This window comes from Micromonospora cremea, assembly GCF_900143515.1.
In the GTDB taxonomy this organism is placed as follows: Bacteria; Actinomycetota; Actinomycetes; order Mycobacteriales; family Micromonosporaceae; genus Micromonospora; species Micromonospora cremea.
Window position 1 is genome coordinate 213,084 of the sequence record NZ_FSQT01000002.1, and the last position, 15,830, is coordinate 228,913.

The following is a 15,830-nucleotide window of genomic DNA, read 5'->3' on the forward strand; positions in this document are numbered from 1 at the left end:
GCACGCGCCAGCGGCACGAGGGCCGCAAACCGGATCTGCCGGCAGCCACCGTGTCCGCGCCCACAGTCGGCGTGCCGGCGCGCCGGGGATAAGGCGTCGCGATTCGGGGGATCATCAGTTCGGTGGCGGGCTGCTCTCATCCCCGCCGCGACGACACGATTGGGGAACCGCGTATGGCGACCGACGTCAGCAAGCAACCCGCGAAGGCTTCCGGCAGCTACCGGATCGGCGGCGACCTCGCCGTCGACCGTCTCGGCTACGGGGCGATGCAGCTCACCGGGCCGGGCATCTGGGGTGACCCGAAGGACCCCGCCGAGGCGGTCCGGGTGCTGCGCCGGGCAATCGAGCTGGGCGTGACGTTCATCGACACCGCCGACTCGTACGGCCCGTTCGTCTCCGAGCTGTTGATCCGCGAGGCCCTGCACCCGTACGCCGACGACCTGGTCGTCGCGACGAAGGCTGGCCTCACCCGGGCCGGGCCGGGCGACTGGCGCCCGGTGGGCCGCCCGGAGTACCTGCGCCAGCAGTGTGAACTGAGCCTGCGCCACCTCGGCCTGGACACGATTCCGCTCTACCAGCTGCACCGGATCGACCCGCAGGTGCCGCTCGCCGACCAACTGGGCGAGCTGGCGCTGTTGCAGCAGGAGGGCAAGATCCGGCACATCGGGCTGTCCGAGGTGACCGTCTCGCAGATCGAGGAGTCCCGCGCGATCACCTCGATCGTCTCCGTGCAGAACCTGTACAACATCGCCAACCGCAGCGCCGAGGACGTGCTGGAGTACTGCGAGCGCAACGACCTCGCGTTCATCCCGTGGTTCCCGATCGCCACCGGTGAGCTGGCGCGCCCGGGCGGGCCGCTGGACACGATCGCCGCCGCGCACAGCGCGTCGCCCGCGCAGCTCGCGCTGGCCTGGCTGCTGCGCCGGTCGCCGGTGATGCTGCCGATCCCCGGCACGTCCTCGGTGGCGCACCTGGAGGAGAACGTGGCCGCCGCGGAGGTGCAGCTCACCGACGACGAGTTCGAGGCGCTGGCCAAGGCGGCCTGACCCCGTCCATCGCGCGGAGCGCGGGTGGTCCGGGCCCGGACCACCCGCGCGGGCCGATCAGAGGGCGAGGCAGTTGGGTCGCACCGGGCCGTCGACGAGGGCGCCACGCACGATGGTGTACGCGGTGCCGTCGAGCACCAGTCCGAGGTGCCCGACAACCCGCAGGGGGCAGTACGCCTGGATCAGCACGTTGGTCGCACCGTCGTTGACGGCGGCGTTGCCGGTCGGCCGGACCAGCTCGTCCTGCAGGGTGCGGATGGTCGTGTAGCGCACCGCGCCCGGGGTGTCGTCGCCGGCGTTGAGGTCGGCGAGGAACGCGGAGCCGATGGTCATCTGCTGGCAGGCCACGATGCCGGCGCAGCTGCCCAGACCCAGGAACGCCAGGATGTTCGCCACGTAGGTGCCGTACTGCGGCGAGCCCAGGCTGACGTACCGGCCGACGGTGGCGGTGCCGCCGAGCCGCTTGAGGTAGTAGCGGGCGACGAGGCCGCCCTCGGAGTGGGCGACCACGTCCACCGTTGCCGCGCCGGTGCTGGCGCGCACCTGGTTGACGTACCCGGCGAACGCGCGGGCGGAGGTGGGGATGTCCCCGAGGCCCAGCCCGGGCAGCTGGTAGATGAAGGTCCGGTAGCCGTCGCCGCGTAGCCGGGCGGCGATCGGCTCGTACGCGACGGCGACTCCACTGAGCCCGCCGACCACGATGACCGGGGCGGCCGCCGCGGCGACGGCCACCGGGGCGGCCGCGGGGGCGGCGGGGGCGGCCGGGGCGGCGGTCGCCGTGGCGGTGGACGCGAGCAGGGCGGCGGTGGCGAGGGACAGGACGAGGACGGTCTTTCGGAGCAGCATGGCTGCACCTCCGGGGGGGTGGCACCCGGCGAACCGGGCAGGTGGGTGGGGGTGTCCGGTCGACCGTGCGACGATGATGCGCGCAACAATTTGGAAACGTCAATGACTGGTTACGCGCCGGTAACCCGTTGTTCCGACGGGGGCGCAAACCGGCATATCGGTGTCCCTCCACATCGGACGCCGACCCGGCGGCACGCACCCCGCCCCGGGACGCCGGATGGCATGCTGTGGCCGTGGCCGCCGATGAACCTCCCGAGCGCCAGCTGCGGGTGATGCCGTGGTGGCTGGTCCTGGTCGGCCTGCTGGTCGCCGCCGCCCTCGGCTGGCTGGTGCTGGACCTGCTGCTCACCGAGGCCGACCGGGCCAGCCAGCCGGACACCCGCGCCACGCTGCGCATCGACGCGATCCGCACCGGCCTGACCGTGGTCGCCGGCACCGGCGGCGGCCTGGCGCTCCTGCTCGCCGCCCGCCGGCAGTGGATCGCCGAACGCGCGCAGCGGCACCAGGAGAGCGTCGCCGCCCGGGACCAGGCGCACCGCGACCGGGTGCAGGCGCACGCCGAGTCGGTGGCCGAGGCCGCACAGCGGCACCAGGAGCGGCAGTCCGGGGCGGCCGAGCACGACGCGGCCGAGCGCCGGTTGACCGAGCTGTACACCCGGGCGGTCGAGCTGCTCGGCAACGACAGCGCGGCGGTACGCCTCGGCGGGGTGCACGCGCTGGAGCGTCTCGGTCAGGACAATCCGGTCCAGCGCGCCACGATCGTGGCGGTGCTCTGCGCGTACCTGCGGATGCCGGCGCCGGACGACGAGCCGCGCGAGACGGAGGTCCGGCGCAGCGCGCAGCGGGTGCTCACCCGGCACCTGCGCGCCGCCGATCCGGCCTACTGGCCGGACGTCGCGCTGGACCTGGCCGGGGCCCGGTTGCTCGACTTCGACGCCGCCGGCTGCACGCTGATCGACGCGGACTTCACCGGGGCGGTGTTCACCGGCGCCACCAGCTTCGCCGGCACGACCGCCCGGGGGCGGCTCAGCCTCGGGGTGGTCTTCGGCGACGTGGTCTTCGACGATCTCGTCGCCGACGCGGAGGTCGTGCTGGACGACGCCCGCGTCGGCGGGGAGGCGAGCCTCGACCGGGTGGAGTTCGGCGGCGGGCTGTCCTGCCGGCGGGCGACCTTCGACGGCCCGGTGTCCTTCCGCCGGGCTAGCTTCGGTCAGCCGGCCAGCTTCGACGCGACCCGATTCGGCGAGGGGGCCACCTTCCGGGAGGCCACCTTCCTCGGCGGCCTGTCGATGGAGCACACCGAGTTCGCCGGGCACGCCGGTTTCCGCTCGGCCCGGTTCGCGGACATGGCGCTGTTCCGCTGGACGGTGTTCGGCCGGGACGCGATGTTCGAGCAGGCCCGGTTCGAGGGGGCGGCGAACTTCGGGCGGGCCCGGTTCCACGGTCCGGCCAGCTTCGACGGCGCGTGGCTCAGCCAGCCACCGCAGGTCGACCAGGCGCGAGCGACGGTCGACGGCGGTCACGCCTGGCCCGCCGGCACCACCGTCCAGCGACTCGACGACGAGTGGCTGCTGCTGGTCGACCGCTGACCGGCTGGGCGGGCCTCAGCGCGGAACGGACGGCGGGCGCAGCCCGTCCAGGGCGACGCCGAGCACCCGGTCGCGCTGCTCGGGTGACGGGAACTGGGCCATCGTGAGGCCGCTGATCAGCCGCACCACGTCGTCGAAGCCGATGTCGTCGCGGACCACGCCGGCCGCCTGGGCGCGGCTCATCAGCGGCTCACCGGCGGCGTAGATCTCCGTCCGGCAGCTCCGGAAGATCTCGGAGTCGTGCAGCAACTGCTCGGCGAGCGCCCGCTTGGTGGCGACGTACGCGACGAAGCGGTGCAACCAGGCGACGAGGGCGTCCCACGGAGGCAGCTCGGCCAGGTCCTCGGCGGAGCGGCTCAGGGCCCGCACCTCCTCGACGTAGACGGCCTCGAAGAGGTGCCGCCGGCTCGGGAAGTTGCGGTAGAGCGTGCCGATGCCCACCCCGGCCCGCCGGGCCACGTCCTCCAGGGAGGCGGCGGCGCCGTGCTCGGCGAACGCCTCGCGGGCGGCGGCGATGAGGGCGTCGTAGTTGCGCCGCGCATCGGCCCGCTTCGGCCGCCGGGCGAAGACCTCGGGCGCCTGCCCCGCGCTGGTCATGACGTGCGTCACCTCACCTTGGTTGCATCCGGAGGCAAGCCTCCGCTAGCTTAGTGGAGGCACCCCTCCGGAATCCCGGAGGCCTGCCTCCGGTTAGCTTACCTCGGGACTCGCCCGATCCGCCTGGCCACCCGATCGCCCGGGCCCGACAACCCGCCCCGCCTCCGCACGGCGGGTGACAAATCTCCTTCCGTACCGCAATCAGGGAGTTTTCTCTCGTGGCAGTGACCTCCCGACGCAGCTCGCGTCGGCTCACCTTCACCGTGCTCGCGGCCGGCGCCGGGTTCTTCGCGATGCTCCAGTCGCTGATCACCCCGGTGCTGCCGACCATCCAGCAGGACCTGCACACCTCGCAGAACACCGTGACCTGGGTACTGACCGCGTACCTGCTCTCCGCGTCGATCTTCACGCCGATCCTCGGCCGGGTCGGGGACATGGTCGGCAAGGAGCGGATGCTGGTCGTCTCGCTCGCCGCACTCGCCCTCGGCTGCCTGCTGGCCGCCATCGCGCCGAACATCGCCGTCCTCATCATCGCCCGGGTCGTGCAGGGCATCGGCGGCGCGGTCTTCCCGCTGTCGTTCGGCATCATCCGCGACGAGTTCCCCGCCGCGCGGGTCTCCGGCGCCGTCGCCGCCATCTCGGCGATCGTCGCCGCCGGCGGTGGCCTCGGCGTCGTGCTGGCCGGCCCGATCGTCACCACGCTCGACTACCGGTGGCTGTTCTGGATCCCGATGGTCGTGGTCGGGCTGACCGCCCTCGCCGCGTACCTCTTCGTGCCCGAGTCGCCGGTACGTACCCCCGGACGCATCGACTGGCGGGCCACCCTGCTGCTCTCCGGCTGGCTCGTCGCGCTGCTGCTGCCGATCAGCCAGGGCGTGGCCTGGGGCTGGACCTCCGGCCGAGTGCTCGGCCTGCTGGCGCTCGCCGTGGTGCTGCTGGTCGGCTGGCTGGTCGCCGAGGTGCGCTCCGCCAACCCGCTGATCGACATGCGGATGATGCGCCTGCCCGGCGTCTGGACCACCAACCTGGTCGCCCTGCTCTACGGCGCGTCGATGTTCTCCGTGTACGCGTTCCTCCCGCAGTTCGTGCAGACCCCCACCGCCGCCGGTTACGGATTCGGCGCCAGCATCAGCCAGGCAGGCCTGCTCATGCTCCCGATGCTGGTCGCGATGTTCGTCGCGGGCCTGGTCGCCGGCCGGCTCCAGTCCGTCTTCAGCGCCAAGGCACAGCTCGCCACCGGCGCCGCGTTCAACGTGGCCGCCTCCGCGATGCTGGCCGCCGCGCACGACACCCGCTGGGAGGTCGCGCTCGCCGGCGGCCTGGTCGGCCTCGGCATCGGTCTGGCCTTCGCCTCCATGGCGAACCTGATCGTGGGCAGCGTGCCCGCCAGCCAGACCGGCGTGGCCACCGGCATGAACGCCAACATCCGCACCATCGGCGGCGCGATCGGCGCCGCCGTGGTCAGCGGCGTGATCACCGCCCACCCGCAGGCCAACGGACTGCCCCGGGAGGCCGGCTTCACCACCGGATTTCTCGTCCTCACCGCGATCGCCCTGGCGGCCGCGCTCGCGGCCCTGGCCGTCCCGTCCGCCCGGCGGGCGTCGGCCGGTCGCCGGCCGTCCACCGCGACGATCGTCGAGTCGGAGCTAGCCGGCGAGTTCGCCACCATGCCGTCGACCCGCTGAACACCACCGGAGCCCGGGGCGGTCCGCCGTCCCGGGCTCCGGTGTTTCCGTCAGATCCGGGAGTACGCTGGCCGCTTCCGCCCGTTCCCGTCCACAGGATGAGCACATGCCCACGTCCGAGTTGCTGACCGCCGACCGCATCGACGAGATCGACGCCCTGGGATCCACGAGCCCGGACCCGGCCGCGCTGGTCGCCGAGCTGGTGGGTGCCGTCGACGAGGGGCGGGTCGCCGACCCCGACGACACCGGGTACGCGCTACTGGTCGCCGCGGACATCCTGGTGCAGGCGGGCGACCTGGCCGACGCGCTCGCGCTGACCACCCGCGCCATCGCCGAACAGCCGGAGGACGACGCATACGCCCGATCGATGCGCGGCGGCCTGCTGCTGCGCCTCGGTCGCGAGGACGAGGGGATGGCCGAGCTGACCGTCCTGCGCCCGCTGCTGGAGACCGACCCCGACGCCACGTACCTGATCGACGACCTGGCGGAGGCCGGCCACACCGAGACGGCGCTGGAATGGCTCACCGGGGCACTCGACGCGATCATGGAACGGACCCGCACCGAGCAGCACGAGTCCGAGGACGCGCAGGACGAGGCCGCCGCCATGATCTACGGGCTGGCCCAGCGGCGGCACGACCTCCGCGAGGAGATGGGCCTGCCGCACGACGACTACGACAACCTCGCCGACCGGCTGCTCGCCGCGAGCAACCACGCGCTCGACGCGCTGGACGACGGCCCGGCGACGCTGCTCTTCTGGCCGCGGGCGGAGTTCGACGCGCTGCTGGTGCGCTGGCCCGCGCTGATTGACAGCTACCCCGCCACCTGGGACGAGCACCGCGCCCAGATCGAACGCGCGCTCGCCGAAGCCTCCGGGCTGGGCGGCGCCGACCTGGGTGTCGTCGCCGGCTCCGTCGCCGGGTTGGCGGCCTTCGCCGAACGCGAGGGCAGCGACCCCACCGACGAGGAAACCCACGACGAGTACGCCGACTCGCTCACCGGGCCCGACCTCAGGTCCTGGCCACCCGGCCGCAACGACGCCTGCTGGTGCGGGTCGGGCGCCAAATACAAGAAGTGCTGCCTGCCGCGCTCGCGCGGCTGACCACTTCATCCGCCTGCGCGGGCCAGCCACGGACCTGTGATCAGTTTCCCAGCGCTCGGACCTTGGCGATCGTCTCCTGGACGTGCTGCTTGGCCGGGTCGCCGCCCTGCGACGCCTGAGCCAGGGCCTGGCGGTACGAATCGATCATGCCGATCAGCGGGCCGGCAGCCACGCCCTCCAACGCACCGGCGACGAGCGCCCGCGCCTCGGCCGCGTCCTGCGCTGCCGCCGCGGTCTTGGCCTTCGCCTCGTCCAGCTTCTGCGACGCCGCCGCCAACCTCGCGATGATCTGTGCTGCGCTCACGCACACCTCCCCCGTGGTCGACCATCGCCTCCACCACCGCACCGGCGGAGACCACATGGGAGCGTACGAGATCCGCGCACTCGGCACGACCGCCCCCCGGACACCACGATTTCAGCGAAGCCGAGTGGATCACGCCCGGAACAAGCCAGGCTAGGCCGGGCCGGGCTCAGCGCAGGCCGCGGACCAGCAGCAGGTAGCCGCAGTAGGCGACCGGGACCAGCAGGAAGCAGATCAGGAACCCGAGCGGCAGGTAGCGCGGCGGGGTGCCGGCGACCATCGCGGGCCGACCCCATTGGCCGAGCACCAGGTACCCCCCGAAGAACGCCAACGCGGGCAGCCCGGCGCAGATCCACGCGCCGAGGGTGAACCCGTCGACCAGGCCGACCCCGGAGGCGAGCACCAGGGCCAGCATGGCCACCCCGGCGGCGGCTCCACACCCGGCGTAGACGGCCACCGCGCGGGCCAGCGGTGACCAGGTGGGCAGCAGCGCCGGCCGCTGGGCCAGCAGCTCCGCCTGCTGCCCGTGCCGGTCCGCCTCGTCGGCCATCCGCCGGGCCAGCTCCAACTCCACCGCCGGATCGACCGCCGCCGCGCGCTGCGCCGGCACCCCGGCGCCCGCCGGGCTCACCGCCGTCGGCAGCGCCAGGCGCGCCTCCCCCGCCGGCAGCCCGGGGTACGCCCCGACATCCGCCCGCCCCGGCGCGCCGGCTGCGCCGGCGGGACCCCCGTCCCCCGGTCCGGGCACGACGGACGGACCGGACCCGGCAGCGGGGTCACCGCCCGACCCGGGCCCCTGCGGGCCGGGCCAGGCAGGGCCGGCGCTCGATCCCGGTGCCGTGCCCGACTGCGCGGGTGGCGGGACAGCGGCCGGCTGGTCGACGCCGATGGCGTGGCCGAGCTGGTCGAGGCGGTGCCCCTGGGCGGTCAGCCGCTGGTGCAGGTAGTCGACGGCGGCGTGCAGATCGCGGCGGCGCTCGGACTCGACCGCGGCGTCCCGCTCGCCGGCGCGGCGCTGCTCGGCGAGCTGGCGGGCCAACGCCGCGTACTCCTCGAAGGACACCGTCACCGCTCCTCGTCCGGCTCGTGCCCGTCGCGGGCGAACGGCACGATCAGCCGGGTGCGGTGGTCGTGCCGGTCGACCAGCAGCGCCCGGTCGGCGCGGGGCGTGTAGGCGAGGTCGTGCACCCCGAGGTGCAGGGCCAGATCGGCCCCGGGCACGTTGAGCGCGACAAGGCAGGCGACGTCGTCGCGGTTCTGCGTGCCGCCGAGGTCGTCGGCGAGCCGGCGCAGGCCGCGCCACCAGCCGAGCAGGTGCACCCCCTGAGCGGGGCCCCGCCGCAGCAGGGTGCGCAGGTCGTCCAGGCCGGAGCGAAAGGTGGCCGGGTCGGCCGCCCCGAGCACCGGTGCGGCGGCGTCCATTCCGAACACCACCAGGTATTCGCGCCCGGCGGGCTCGGCGGCCAGCGCGGCGATCCGGTCGCGCAGCCCGGCCGCGTCGACGCGGTGCACCGGGTGGCCGGCGGCTCGCAGCGCGGCTTCGGTCTCGTCGGCGACCGGGTCGGCGGCGGTGACCAGCGAGGCCAGCAGGAACCGGGCGTCGCCGGCGGCGTGTTGACGGGCCAGGCTCAGTGTCGCGGCGCGCAGCACGTCCGCACCGGCCGGCGCGGCGCCCACCACGGCGAGGTGCCGGCCCGGAGTGGCGTCCATCAGGAACAGCGCGGTGGTGCCGTGCACGTCGACCGTCCGGCCGACCAGGGCCATCGGGCGCCGGCCACCGGGGCGTAACCCGGCGAAGGTGGGATCGTCCTCGACCCGCGCCGCTTCGTACCCCTTGAAGACCGCCGGCGCCCGCGCGCCCGGCGGGCGGGCCTGCCACAGCTCGTGACGCAGCACGGCGAGGTCGGCGGCGGCGGCGTGCGCATCGGGAAAACGCAGCACCGTGTCGGCGCCGACCGCGCCGGCGGCGGTGTTGACCACGGCGGAGCCGATCGGCAGGGCCGCGGCGGAATCGTTGAGCGGGTCGAGCACCCCGCCACCACCGGGCAGCGCCACCCGCAGCGCGAACTGCCCGAAGATCGCCTCGGCCCGCCCATAGAGCGCCTCGATGCCGGTCATGCTCTGGCTGGCCAGCACCAGGTGTACGCCGTAGGAGCGACCCTTGCGGGCCAGCTCCTCCAGCAGGTCGACGGACTCCCGGGCCAGCGCGTCGTTGCCGGCGAGCAGCACGTGGAACTCGTCGACGACCGCCACGATGCGCGGCAGTGGATTGTCCCGGAGCAGGTCGGCGAGCTTGGTGACGCCGTGCCGCTTGAGCGCGGTGGCCCGGCGCTGTGCCTCCCGGCGCAGCTCGCGCAGCACGGCGAGCCCGTACTCCCGGTCGGATTCGATGCCGACCGCACGGGCGTGCGGCAGCCAGGACGGGTCACGCCCGGTGGGCACGAACTCGGTGAAGCTCACGCCCTCCTTGAAGTCGAGCAGGTAGAGCTGGAGCTCGGCCGGGGAGTAACGGGCGGCCAGCCCGTAGAGGACGTCGAGCAGGAAGACGGTCTTGCCGGCGCCGGTGCGCCCGCCGACCAGCCAGTGCGGGGTGGCGTCATCGAAGGCGACGGTCAGCGGGGCACGGCCGGCCCGGCCGATCACCGTCCGCAGACCGTTGCCGGCGGACTCGGCCCAGCGCCGCTCGGGCAGCAGCTCGGCGAAGCGCAGCGCGTCGGTGCGGCGGGCGGCGGCGCCAAGGTGCTCGGCGAGCGCCCGCACCGACGCCGGCGGGAGGTCACCGTCGAGCAGCACCGGCGCGGCGAGGCCGTCGCCGTCGGCGCTGAACGGGGCGTTGGGCGGGTCGCCGACCTGCGCGTACCGCTCGCTGAGCCGGACCGCGGTGGTGCCGGCCAGCGACGGGGAGGTCTCGCCCGGCAGCCGGGACGGGTGACCGGCGAGCAGCACGCAGACGGCGGCGGCCGGGCCGGCGTGGGTGAGCGCGGCGAGCCGGGCCAGCTCGCGCGGCGGCGGTGCGGCGGTGGCGACCACCACCAGCAGGTGTCGGGCGTCGGGGTCGGCGTGCTGCGCGGCGCGGGCGTGCCGTTCGGCGGCGTCCAGCAGCGCGGCCACCTCGGCCTCCCCGGTGGCCGGCGGGTCGAGCACCCCGGCGTCGAGCAGCGGGCGCAGCGGGCCGAAGGTGGCGCCCAGCGCGGCGGTGTCGATGCCGGCGACCCGGACCTGACCGGCCGGGGCGGTGGCGACCAGCCGCAGCACCAGCGCCCGCAGCAGCCCGGCGACCCGGGGGTCCCGGGCGTCGGTGTCCAGCGCCAAATGGTGGCCGCCGCCGAGCGGCAGCAGCACCGGAAAGCCGCCGTCGGGTGTGGACGCCTCGCCGATCCGGACCGCGGCCGGCGTGTCGGTGAGCGGGGTGGCGCCGGGGGTGGGGGTGGCCAGCGCACCGCCGACCTGGGCCAGTCGGGCCACCAGCTCGCCGGCGCCGACCGGCGCGGCGGGAGCCAGTGCCGCGCCCAGCGCGCCCCGGGCGGTGTCCAGGTGCGCCCGGGCCGCTCGGTGGGCGGTGACCGCCTGCCCGTACGCCGACGCGAGCCTGCCCACGCTCTGCCTCCCACGCCACGGCTGTCCGGTTCGCGGAAACCCTAACGGACGGCGGCGACACCGGGACAGTACCGGCGCGGCGCGACCGGCCTGAATCGCCGCGCGGCGGCCGACGGTCCGAGGTGGACCGCCGGCCGCCGTGCGACGACGTGCGGGTCAGCCGGTGACCGCGTTCAGCGCCGGCAGGTAGCCGTGGCGGTAGCCGTCGGAATCCGGGTGGTACGCCTCGATGACGCCGCTGACGTCGTGGATCCACGGGTCGCCGGCGCAGACGCCGTGCCCGGCGAAGTAGGGCCGGGTGTCGGCGAAGGTGGCGCCGGCGGCGTTGGCCCGTCCGGAGATGACCGTGGCGAGCACGTCGGCGGCCTCGTTGAGAATGGTGCGCTTGTAGGTGCTCATCGCCAGCCAACCGCACGACGTGGTCTCGAACAGCCTCGGGTAGCCCAGCACGATCAGCCGCGCGTTCGGCGCCCGGTTGCGGATGGCCGCGTAGGTGGCGTCGAGCCGGCCGGGCAGCGTCGAGGTGGCGAAGGCCTTGGCGCTGTTGACCGCGTTGGTGCAGGACGACGTGCTGCCGAACCGGCAACTGGTGATCACGTCGGCGAAGCCGGCGTCGTTGCCGCCGATGGTGATGGTGACCAGGGTGGTGGCGCTGCTGAGGGCGTTGACCTGGTCGTTGAGCACGTCAGCGGTGACCGCGCCACCGCAGGCCGGGAAGCTGAAGCTGGTCACGCCGTGGGCGGCGGCCCAGAGCGGGGCGTACGACTTCTGGCTGCGCAGGCAGGTGGACCAGTCGTACGGGCCGGCGCCGACGCCGGAGGAGTACGAGTCGCCGAGCGCGACGTAGTTGACGGCGGCGGCGTGCGCGGTGCCGGGGACGAGCACGGCGCCGAGGGCGGCGGTGAACGCGGCGACCAGCGCGGCCAGGGCGCGGGCCAGCGGGCGGTGGGGCATGACGGACCTCCACAGGACAGGGGTGGTGGGATCCTGCGACCGCGCGCGTGGCCAGGGGTGGAACGGTTGTTACCAGGCGGTAATAGTATCGAAATCTTTAGATCGATGGAATAGGCGGTCGACCCGCGCGCCGGGCCGGCGGCGTTCACAGTTGTCGATTAGGTTGGCGGGGCGAACACCCCGATGGAGGGAGTCCACCTCGTGCGACGAGTCCTCACGGCGGCCACCGCCGCCCTGACCCTCACCACCGCCGGCACCATGCTCACCGGCGGCCCAGGCCAGGCCGCCCCGACAGGCTGGGGCCGGCCCACCGTCACGCTCGCGCCGCAACCCGGTGCCCCCGGGCTGGGCGACAGCTACTTCCCCGACTACGGCAACGGCGGCTACGACGTCTCGCACTACGACGTCCGGCTGCGCTACGACCCGGCCACCGACCGGCTCACCGGCACCACCACGATCCTCGCCACCGCGACCGAGGATCTGTCCCGGTTCAACCTGGACTTCCTGCTCGACGTCGAGTCGGTGCGGGTCAACGGCTGGGCGGCGAGCAGCAGCACCGCCGGCGCGCACGAGCTGGTGGTCACCCCGGCCCGCACGGTGACCCGGGGCCAGCAGCTCACCATCGTCGTGCGCTACGCCGGCATCCCGTCGGAGACGCTGGTCGGCGGCTACACCGGCTGGACGCGCACCGACGACGGGGCGCTGGCGGTCAACGAGCCGGAGTCCGCGTGGTGGTGGTTCCCGAGCAACGACCACCCGCTGGACAAGGCGACCTTCGACATCTCCGTCTCGGTGCCCACCGGCGTCGAGGTGATCAGCAACGGCGTGCAGCCGAGGCCGCCACTGGCCGAGGCCGGCGACCGCACCCGGTGGAGTTGGCGGACCACCTCCCCCACCGCCACCTATCTGGCCTTCATGGCCATCGGCCAGTACGACATCGTCACCGACACCACGCCGAGCGGCCAGCCGGTGGTGAACGCGTACAGCACCTCGCTGGGCGCGCTCGGGCCGGCCGCGCGCGCCAGCATCGAGCGGACCGCCGAAATCGTCGACTGGGAGAGCGGCATCTTCGGCCCGTACCCCTTCGAGGCGCAGGGCGGCGTGGCCGGGCCGGTGGACGGCATCAGCTTCGCGCTAGAGACGCAGACCCGACCGGTGTACGGACCGGGCTTCTGGCGGCGCGGCGCCAACACGTACGTGGTGGCACACGAGAACGCCCACCAGTGGTTCGGCGACTCGGTCTCGGTGGCCGACTGGCGCCACATCTGGCTCAACGAGGGCTTCGCCTCGTACGCCGAGTGGCTCTGGTCGGAGGAGCAGGGCGAGGGCACCGCCCAGGAGGTCTTCGACTTCACCTACGCCAGCTACCCGGCCGACTCCGAGTTCTGGCAGGTGCTGCCCGGTGACCCGGGCGCCGACCGGGTCTTCGACAACGCGGTCTACGACCGGGGCGCGATGACGCTGCACCAGCTGCGGCTGGCGGTGGGCGACGACGCGTTCTTCGAGATCCTGCCGGCCTGGACAGCAGAGCGCCGGTACGGCAACGGCACCGTCGCGCAGTTCCAGGCCCTGGCCGAGCGGATCTCCGGGCTGGACCTGGACGAGCTGTTCACCACCTGGCTGTTCACCGCCGGCCGGCCCGACGTAGCCACCGCCGCGCGCAAGGCCGCCGCCCCACCGGTCGAGCCGGAGTCCTGGGCAAAGATCCAGGAGGCCCACGGACTGCTGGCGCACTGAGCCCCGACGTCGGCCGGGAGGCCAGCCGCCCGAGCGGCGAGCCTCCCGGCCGACCGGGTCATGTGGGGCGACAGCCCCGGCCCCGACCAGCCCGCACGGCGCCTGTCGAGCTGCCCCGGAAATGGGGCGCGGCTGAACCGGCACGAGCGGCTGTGCCGTCTGTTCGGCGTTCGGTACGGGAACGAACGATGAGCCGGTCCAGATCTGGGGCAGCTCGACAGGCACGAACGGTGCCGATCCGCCCGCCCAGCCTGGCCGCCCGGCAACGGACCAGACCCTGGCCCGATCCCGCAGCGGGTCAGGACGCCCGCGCCGACGAACCGTCCACCGGCACCGGCCGCACGCCCACCGCCTCGACGGCGCTCGCCTCGATGGCGCGGATGTGCCGGTAGGCGAACCAGAGCGGCGGGAACGCGCCGACCGCGAAGGAGAGGTCGACCAGCGTCCAGAACCAGGGGATGTCCCGGATCGGGCCGCAGATCAGCGCCAGCGGGACGATCCCCGCACAGGCGATCATGCCGACCTGCACCACCCAGACGTTGCGCACCGGGTCACGCAGCGGACCCCAGAACGCCACCGCCAGCACCAGGTGGGCGAAGGCCAGCCAGTCGGTGCCGTAGAGCAGGAACGGGTAGTCCTCGCCGGCCGTCACGAGCCCGGTGTGGACCCGCTCGATCCAGTCGACCAGCGCCGGCAGTTGGCCGGCGAGCGGGTCCAGGGCGCGCAGCAGCCAGCGCACCTCGATCTCCAGCGGGAAGGCGGTCACCCCGCTCAGGAAGAGCCCGATCAGTACGATCCACAGCCACCGGCGGGTCCGCCGTAGCCGCTCCTCGATGTCCATGATCGGAGCGTAGCGATGATCTTCGTATCGTTCGGCCCCGCAGGCCGGTCCCTCTGGGGTGACCGCTGTCTCAGCGGCAGGTGGGCGCGAGAGCCGGACCGGTCAGGTCGGCCGGAGACACCCCGGCCGCCTGTGGGCTGTCGCCCGCCGGCATCAGCACCGGCCGAAGCGTCAACTGGCCGCCGCCGACCGCCCCGGCGGGCTGGGCGATGGGGGCCGCGCTCCGCGCCACCCGCCGTACCGGCCACCTCAGCGGCGACCCGACCAGCGTGAGGATGAGCCCGCGACCGCGCTGCTGGTCCAGGGCGACCGCCGCCGCCACGGTGGCGATCGCCGCGACGGATCCGGCCAGGACGAGAGTCTGCCGGGGCCCGGCGTGTTCGGAGAGCCAGCCGAGCAGCGGCGCGCCGACCGCCGCGGAGACCGAGCCGGTGACCGCGAGTGCGGCGAGTACGCGACCCCGCATCGCGCCGTCGGTGTCGAGTTGGGCGCGGGTGCCGACGGTGGTGTCGATGACCACCGCGGCGGCGGCGATCGGCAGGATCACCGCCGCGAAGCTCCACGTTCCTGGAGCGAGACCGGCGACGATCTGCAGCGCGCTGGCCAGCAGGCCCGCAGTGACCAGGGTCCGGTAGCCCAGTTCACGCCGGCGGGCTGCGACGAGCGCACCCAGCACCGTCCCGACCGCGAACACGGTCGACAGCAGGCCGTAGCCGGACGCCCCGGCGTCGAGCGGTCCTTCGCTCATCGCCGCCATCGTCACCTGGTAGTTGCGTCCCAGGCTGCCCAGCACGAACGCCAGGGCGAGCGCGAGCAGCAGCACCGGCTGCCCGCGCAGGTAGGCGAACCCGGCGCGAACGCCGCCGCGGCTCCGGCCGCCGTCCGGCGGCGCCACCTGGTGACCGTGCAACGCCCCCTGGCGTACGCCGAAGAGCGCCACCACCACGGCGAGGAAGCTCGCCGCGTTGATGCCGAAGAGCAGCGCGGGGCCGACGGCGGCCACCACGACGGCACCGAGGCTCATGCCGAGGATGCGGCCGGCGGAGTTGGTGAGCGAGCCGAGCGCCAGCGCGTTGCCGAGCGTCTCCCGGTCCACCAGGGTGGAGGACCAACGACCCATCACCGGGCCCTCGATCGCCGAGACGGCGCCGGTGAGCAGGGAGATCGCGAAGATCAGCGGCAGGCCGCCGACACCGGTCAGGGCGACCGCCGCCAACCCCGCGGCGAGTGTCGCGTGGGCCACCTGGGCGGCGATCAGCAGAGGGCGGGCGGGGAGCCGGTCGGCCAGCACACCGCCCCAGAGGCTGAGCAGCAGCGTGGGCGCGGCCTGGAGCAGCACGGCGAAACCCATGGAGGTCGCCGAGCCGGTCTCCTTCAGCACGTACCAGTTGACTCCGAGGACCTGCATCCAGGTCCCGATGACGGAGACGAACCCGGCGAGCGCCCAGATCCGGTAGTTCCGGTGGCGCAGCGCAGCAAAGGTGGCACCTTTGGCCACGACGAACCCTCCCGTGCAATCGAGCATGATGATCACGCCC

At 73.9% G+C, this 15,830-nt stretch carries 13 protein-coding genes; 5 read left to right on the plus strand and 8 right to left on the minus strand.

What is annotated here, in order from left to right; translation table 11 throughout:
- Positions 1 to 173: 173 nt before the first annotated feature.
- Positions 174 to 1,046, plus strand: coding sequence for an aldo/keto reductase (locus BUS84_RS14325; protein ID WP_074312916.1), 873 nt, complete (start codon positions 174 to 176; stop codon positions 1,044 to 1,046).
- A 57-nt stretch (positions 1,047 to 1,103) separates the two neighbouring features.
- Here the strand turns inward: BUS84_RS14325 and BUS84_RS14330 are convergent, their stop codons facing one another.
- Positions 1,104 to 1,892, minus strand: coding sequence for a lipase family alpha/beta hydrolase (locus tag BUS84_RS14330; protein WP_074312918.1), 789 nt, complete (start codon positions 1,890 to 1,892; stop codon positions 1,104 to 1,106).
- A 233-nt stretch (positions 1,893 to 2,125) separates the two neighbouring features.
- Between BUS84_RS14330 and BUS84_RS14335 the strand changes: the two genes are divergently transcribed.
- Positions 2,126 to 3,481, plus strand: coding sequence for a pentapeptide repeat-containing protein (locus BUS84_RS14335; protein ID WP_143728425.1), 1,356 nt, complete (start codon positions 2,126 to 2,128; stop codon positions 3,479 to 3,481).
- Positions 3,482 to 3,496: 15 nt separating this feature from the next.
- On the opposite strand, the gene BUS84_RS14340 is transcribed toward BUS84_RS14335, so the two are convergent.
- Positions 3,497 to 4,078 (minus strand): TetR/AcrR family transcriptional regulator, encoded by a 582-nt coding sequence (locus BUS84_RS14340; RefSeq protein WP_208869671.1) that lies wholly within the window; start codon positions 4,076 to 4,078, stop codon positions 3,497 to 3,499.
- A 218-nt stretch (positions 4,079 to 4,296) separates the two neighbouring features.
- Here BUS84_RS14340 and BUS84_RS14345 point away from each other — a divergent pair, with 218 nt between their 5' ends.
- Entirely contained in the window at positions 4,297 to 5,763 is a 1,467-nt protein-coding gene (locus BUS84_RS14345; RefSeq protein ID WP_074312924.1) for an MFS transporter, read from the plus strand.
- Positions 5,764 to 5,869: 106 nt separating this feature from the next.
- On the plus strand, positions 5,870 to 6,862 hold the full coding sequence (locus BUS84_RS14350) for an SEC-C domain-containing protein (RefSeq protein ID WP_074312926.1): 993 nt from the start codon (positions 5,870 to 5,872) through the stop codon (positions 6,860 to 6,862).
- A gap of 40 nt (positions 6,863 to 6,902) precedes the next feature.
- Here the strand turns inward: BUS84_RS14350 and BUS84_RS14355 are convergent, their stop codons facing one another.
- The 4 genes from BUS84_RS14355 to BUS84_RS14370 all read right to left on the minus strand — a co-directional run bounded on the left by BUS84_RS14355 (position 6,903) and on the right by BUS84_RS14370 (position 11,714).
- On the minus strand, positions 6,903 to 7,166 hold the full coding sequence (locus BUS84_RS14355; RefSeq protein WP_074312928.1) for a DUF6244 family protein: 264 nt from the start codon (positions 7,164 to 7,166) through the stop codon (positions 6,903 to 6,905).
- A gap of 166 nt (positions 7,167 to 7,332) precedes the next feature.
- A complete protein-coding gene (locus BUS84_RS39900) occupies positions 7,333 to 8,232 on the minus strand; it encodes a hypothetical protein (RefSeq protein ID WP_143728426.1) in 900 nt (299 codons plus the stop codon).
- Positions 8,229 to 10,760, minus strand: coding sequence for an FtsK/SpoIIIE domain-containing protein (locus BUS84_RS14365; RefSeq protein ID WP_074312930.1), 2,532 nt, complete (start codon positions 10,758 to 10,760; stop codon positions 8,229 to 8,231). The genes BUS84_RS39900 and BUS84_RS14365 overlap by 4 nt, the downstream gene beginning before the upstream one ends.
- A 156-nt stretch (positions 10,761 to 10,916) precedes the next feature.
- Positions 10,917 to 11,714 (minus strand): SGNH/GDSL hydrolase family protein, encoded by a 798-nt coding sequence (locus BUS84_RS14370; protein WP_074312932.1) that lies wholly within the window; start codon positions 11,712 to 11,714, stop codon positions 10,917 to 10,919.
- Positions 11,715 to 11,915: 201 nt separating this feature from the next.
- Between BUS84_RS14370 and BUS84_RS14375 the strand changes: the two genes are divergently transcribed.
- A complete protein-coding gene (locus BUS84_RS14375) occupies positions 11,916 to 13,451 on the plus strand; it encodes a M1 family metallopeptidase (protein ID WP_074318791.1) in 1,536 nt (511 codons plus the stop codon).
- 298 nt (positions 13,452 to 13,749) lie between these two features.
- Here BUS84_RS14375 and BUS84_RS14380 read toward each other — a convergent pair whose 3' ends face one another.
- Together BUS84_RS14380 and BUS84_RS14385 are read right to left on the minus strand one after the other, a co-directional pair.
- A complete protein-coding gene (locus BUS84_RS14380; protein WP_074312935.1) occupies positions 13,750 to 14,292 on the minus strand; it encodes a hypothetical protein in 543 nt (180 codons plus the stop codon).
- Positions 14,293 to 14,362: 70 nt separating this feature from the next.
- Positions 14,363 to 15,790, minus strand: coding sequence for an MFS transporter (locus BUS84_RS14385; protein WP_074318792.1), 1,428 nt, complete (start codon positions 15,788 to 15,790; stop codon positions 14,363 to 14,365).
- Between the last annotated feature and the right edge of the window lie 40 nt (positions 15,791 to 15,830).